Source organism: Roseateles sp., assembly GCF_031397715.1.
In the GTDB taxonomy this organism is placed as follows: domain Bacteria; phylum Pseudomonadota; class Gammaproteobacteria; order Burkholderiales; family Burkholderiaceae_C; genus Paucibacter_A.
Window position 1 is genome coordinate 1 of record NZ_JANNMI010000384.1, and the last position, 4750, is coordinate 4750.

Consider the following 4750-nt stretch of genomic DNA (forward strand, 5'->3'; position numbering starts at 1 on the left):
GGGAACTCGCCCGGCGGCAGGCCCACCAGCACGCAGCAACCGTGCTTGCGCGTCATGCCCACGCCTTGCTTGAAGGCCGGCAACGAGGGTGCGGTGATCAGCACGCCATGCGCGCCGCCGCCGGTGACTTGGCGCACCGCCGCCACCGGGTCGCCGCTGTTGGCGCCGCTTTTGGCGCCGCTTTTGGCGTTGACCACGGCGTCGGCCCCCAAGCGCCGCGCATGTTCCAGCTTGCCGTCGTCAATATCCACCGCGCAGACCAAGAGGCCCATCGCCTTGGCGTACTGCACCGCCAGGTGGCCCAGGCCGCCAATGCCCGAGATCACCACCCATTGCCCGGGCCGGGCCTGCGTTTCCTTCAGGCCCTTGTATGAGGTGACGCCGGCGCAAATCAGCGGCGCCGCGTCGCGTGCGGCCAGGCCGGCCGGGATATGCGCGACATAGTTCGGGTCCGCCAGGATGTATTCGGCAAAGCCGCCGTTGCGGGTGTAGCCACCGAACTGCGCCTCGGCGCAGACGGGTTCTTGCGCCGCCAGGCAAAACTCGCAATGCCCACAGGCCGAGTACAGCCAGGGCACGCCGACCCGCTCGCCCAGCTGCACCGCGGTGACGCCAGCGCCCAAGGCCGTCACGATGCCGATGCCTTCATGGCCCGGTGTGAAGGGCAAGCTGGGCTTCAGCGGCCAGTCGCCGCCGGCGGCATGCAGGTCGGTGTGGCAGACGCCGCAGGCCTCGGTCTTGACCAGGATTTGGCCCGGGCCGGGTGTGGGAATGGCGATCTCCTTCAGCACCAGCGCTTGGCCGAACTGCTCGACCTGCGCGGCTTGCATCTTGCCGCTTGCTTGCTTGTCCATGTGCAGGTCTCCGCGCTCAAACCGGCGCAGCAAATTGGCCGCTGCGCACGAGTTTCTTGTTGACGAATTCTTCGATGCCCATGGCGCCCAGCTCGCGGCCATAGCCCGAATGCTTGATGCCGCCGAAGGGCAGCTCGGCATCGGTCCAGTCGAGGTTGTTGACAAACATCATGCCGGTGTCGACCCGGCTGGCCACGCGCATGCCGCGCGCCGCGTCGCGCGTCCAGACCGAGCCACCCAGGCCGAAGTCGCAGTCATTGGCCAACGCGATCGCTGCTGCCTCGCTGGGTACGCGATAAAACGAGGCCACCGGGCCGAAGAACTCCGCGCGAAAGGCCGGGTTGTCGGGCGCGATATCGCCCAGAATGGTGGCCTGCATGAAAAAGCCCGGCCGGTCCAGCCGCTTGCCGCCCATCAGCAGGCTGGCACCGGCCTGCACCGCCGCGTCCACCTGCGCCAGCACTTGCAGCAAGGCGGCCTCGGTGGACAGCGGGCCTTGCGTGGTGGCGCTCAGCATCGGGTCGCCGGGCTGCAGCGCCTGCAAGGCCGCTTTGAAGCGGGCCAGGAATTCATCGGCGACGGCGTCGAGCACGATGAAGCGTTTGGCCGCGCAGCAGGTCTGGCCGGCGTTGTACATGCGGCCCCAGACGGCCCAGGGGATTACCAGGTCGAGGTCGGCGTCTTCAAGCACGATGAAGGCGTCGCTGCCGCCCAGCTCCATGGTCGATTTCTTCAGGTTCTGGCCGGCACGGGCTGCCACCAGCCGCCCGGCGTCCAGGCTGCCGGTCAGCGCCACGCCCTTGACGCGTGGGTCGTCAATGACGCGGTCTGACTGCTCGTAGGAGATCAGCAAATTCGTGTAGGCGCCAACCGGCGCGCCGGCGTCGAGCAGCAAGCGCTCGAAGGCGATCGCGCATTGCGGCACGCAGCCGGCATGCTTGACCACCAGCACATTGCCGGCCATCAGCTGCGGGCCGGCGACACGGGCGAGTTGGTAATAAGGGAAGTTCCAGGGCTCGACGCAAAACAGCACACCAAGCGGCGAGCTTTCCATCTGCGCTTGGCCCTGCTTGGGTTGCAACGTCACCGGCGCGAGCAGGCGCTGCGCATGTTCTGCGTAATAGGCCAGGATGTTGGCGCTGAACTTGACCTCGCCGCGTGCTTCGTCGATGCGCTTGCCCATCTCCAGCGTGGCCAGCCGGGCGAAATCGTCGACATGGGCATGCAGCAAGGCGGCGGCCTGGTTGACGACAGCCGCACGCTCTGCATAAGACTTGTGTTTCCAGCTTTGGAAGCATTCGTCGGCGGCGGCCAGCGCTGCGTCGAGCTGCGCCGCGCTCATAGGCTCGAAGCTCTTGATCAGCTTGCCGTCATTGGGGTTGATGCTTTGGTAGGCCATGGGGTCGTGTCCTTAGGTCAGTGCGACTGGTGAAAGTACGGCCTAGCCTGCGCGCCGAGCTGGCCGAGGTCTGTGCGCTGCCGCACAGCGACCTGCGCGGCCAAGATGTGCTGGCTGAGGCCCTCGGCCCAGGCCGCATAACCTTCAGGGCTGAGGTGAATGCCGTCGGCGGCCATGCCGGCCATGGTTGTCGTGCTGGGGTGCCAATGCATGCTGCGCCCCTCCTCTTCGATCAGCAGCGCCGCCAGGCTTTGGTTCATTTGCTGCGCCCAGCGGCCCATGAACCAGCGCAGCGGCTGCGGCAGTGCCAAGCAGGCATGCATCGGCGGCACGGCGCTGTGCATCAGCAAGGCCGGCCCGAAGCGCAGAGCGATGAGCTCGGCCAAGCGGCTCTGCCAGCGCGCCCATTGCAAGGGCGCGCACAAGGCGGTGGCGTCATTGGCGCCCATCGACAGCACGACCACATCGAAGGCCGCGTGAGGTGTGTCTTGCAGCAATTGGTGCAGGCCCGGAGAGTCCAGCCCATTGACCGCCAGCACGCACCACTCAACCCGGTGGTGCTGGCTTAGGCGCTGCACCAGTTGGCCACACAGCGCCTGCTCCTGTGACGGGGCCCCGACGCCGGCAGCGCCCGAGTCGCCCGCCACAAGCAGGCGGATCAACGAGCCCTGGCCGGCGCTGCCGGCGCGCTGCCCCGGCGGCTCGGGCAGGCGCGGCGTGATGCGGCGCACATGCCGGGCCTGCAGCCACAGCAGCGGCCCGAGCAGCCAGAGCAGCAGCAGGCGTTGCCAACAAGGGCCTCTCGGAATGCCTTGTCCATCACGGGGTGCTTGTCGCATTGCGGCGGCCTCAAGGTTTGAAAATCGACGCACTTTTGTTCGCACGCGAGAGCGTGACGAGACACCGTAAAGGCCGGCGCCCGCCGCGACTGTGCGCTCTCGAACGGAAGCCACCTGGTTTGCTTCATGGCGAGAAGCCCAGGCGGCAGGATTGCCCGTTGGCTCCAAATGCATTGCATAACTATCAAGTGAAGCGGGTCATGTGACATGGCCACCAGCTGCCGCCCCGATGACCCCCAGCCGCCTCGACTCACCCAGGTTCGCCGGGCGTTGCTGAGCGCCACGCGTGGCGGTTGCCTGTCATGGTGATGCTGCCTCGTTTGGCCCGATCCCCGCTGGAGTATTCCGACGGCAGCAGGCCCAGGTAACGCATGAGTTTGCGGGGCTGTGCCAATCGACTCAGATCACCGATCTCGCCCAACATGTCACCGTCGCTAGCGTCGACTTCACAGGGAGCCGGTGCGTCGGCAGCAGCGCGTGGTGAACGGGAGACGACTGCATCGCCGGTGCACCGCGAGCCCAAACCCGTCGCTCACGGCTTCACGTCACCGCCGGTACTGGGGCGGACACGCGAGTCCGGCGGGTTGCCCTCAGACAACGGCTCAACGCGGCTCGAATCTCCCGGCTGCATGACGGCCCCGGCGGCGGCACCCCCCAGCGCGCCGGCGACGGCACCCAGCGCGCTACCGACCACCGCGCCCACCGGGCCGCCCACCACAACGCCGATGGCGGTGCCTATGACCACCCCGCTTACCGCGCCACCACCGGCCAGCACCGACTTGGCTCCGGCGACATCAGCCTGAAGGACGGCGAGACGCGTAACAAGTGGATCGCCTGGTCGCAGCCGCGCGGCTCGAGCATTCATCCCGGCTACTTGATCAGCGGCGAGCGGCTATACGTGCTCTTCGACGCGGGACTCTTGACCTGCTTCAACGCCAAAACAGGCGAGACGGTCTTTCCGCGCGAACGTCTGGAAACCGGCGGCGGCCGCTTCTACGCATCGCCGTGGGCGTACAACGGCAAGGTGTTTCTGCTCAACGAAGACGGCACCACGTATGTCGTCGACGACGGCTCCAAGTTCAACGTCATCCGCAAAAACAAGCTCGACGACTTCGCCTGGGCCACGCCAGCCATCGCGAACGGCAGCTTGTTCATCCGGACGTATACCAAGCTGTATCGGTTGCAGAAGAAGACGTAACGGAAATATCGATATGAAAAAAATCATCGTGATGATCGTCGTTTCGCTTGCGATTGTATCCATACCGCTCCACGCGCAAGACTGGACCAAGGAGTCCAATGATCGGTCCAAACGCGCCGCTCTACACGACAGCGTGCAACAGGTGCGTGGTGACAGCGGCAAATGGAGCGATGACGCCCGCCTGCAACACGCTCCGCCCATCGAGCAGAAGCCCGCCAGGATGGCGCTGGACGACTGGGCCGAGAAGCTTCTGAAGGCTAAGGTCGAACTGACCGACAAGGACAACAACTGGCTCATTCTTCGCACCGAGCAACTCGACGACAACGACCGCGTGTGGATCGAGAAGATCGAACGGCGCGGCAACAAGTTCACCGTGGTGCTGAACGAGGCGGTCTGGCAGGGACGATACAACAAGACCTTCACCTATTACGAAGTCACCGCCGTGAATCTCGGCCCATTG

At 65.8% G+C, this 4750-nt stretch carries 5 protein-coding genes and 1 pseudogene; 2 read left to right on the forward strand and 4 right to left on the reverse strand.

Features of this window, described 5'->3' with window-relative positions:
• The 4 genes and pseudogenes from RMO57_RS16625 to RMO57_RS16640 all read right to left on the reverse strand — a co-directional run.
• On the reverse strand, positions 1-854 hold an 854-nt coding region (locus RMO57_RS16625), incomplete at its 3' end, for a zinc-dependent alcohol dehydrogenase (protein WP_310388493.1).
• A gap of 16 nt (positions 855-870) precedes the next feature.
• Positions 871-2253 (reverse strand): NAD-dependent succinate-semialdehyde dehydrogenase, encoded by a 1383-nt coding sequence (locus RMO57_RS16630; protein ID WP_310388495.1) that lies wholly within the window; start codon positions 2251-2253, stop codon positions 871-873.
• Positions 2254-2270: 17 nt separating this feature from the next.
• The gene (locus RMO57_RS16635; RefSeq protein ID WP_310388498.1) at positions 2271-3092 is read right to left on the reverse strand and encodes an SGNH/GDSL hydrolase family protein; all 822 of its coding nucleotides are present in this window, start codon (positions 3090-3092) and stop codon (positions 2271-2273) included.
• A gap of 268 nt (positions 3093-3360) precedes the next feature.
• Positions 3361-3507, reverse strand: a pseudogene (locus RMO57_RS16640) (transposase); the annotation flags it as partial.
• Between the two features lie 459 nt (positions 3508-3966).
• Here RMO57_RS16640 and RMO57_RS16645 point away from each other — a divergent pair.
• The gene (locus RMO57_RS16645; RefSeq protein ID WP_310388500.1) at positions 3967-4290 is read left to right on the forward strand and encodes a hypothetical protein; all 324 of its coding nucleotides are present in this window, start codon (positions 3967-3969) and stop codon (positions 4288-4290) included.
• Between the two features lie 13 nt (positions 4291-4303).
• On the forward strand, positions 4304-4750 hold a 447-nt coding region (locus RMO57_RS16650), incomplete at its 3' end, for a hypothetical protein (protein WP_310388502.1).

What these genes read in the sequence shown, in the direction of transcription:
- RMO57_RS16630 (WP_310388495.1), bottom strand. Translation starts at nt 2,253, where the DNA reads ATGGCCTACCAAAGCATCAACCCCAATGACGGCAAGCTGATCAAGAGC.
- RMO57_RS16635 (WP_310388498.1), bottom strand. Translation starts at nt 3,092, where the DNA reads ATGCGACAAGCACCCCGTGATGGACAAGGCATTCCGAGAGGCCCTTGT.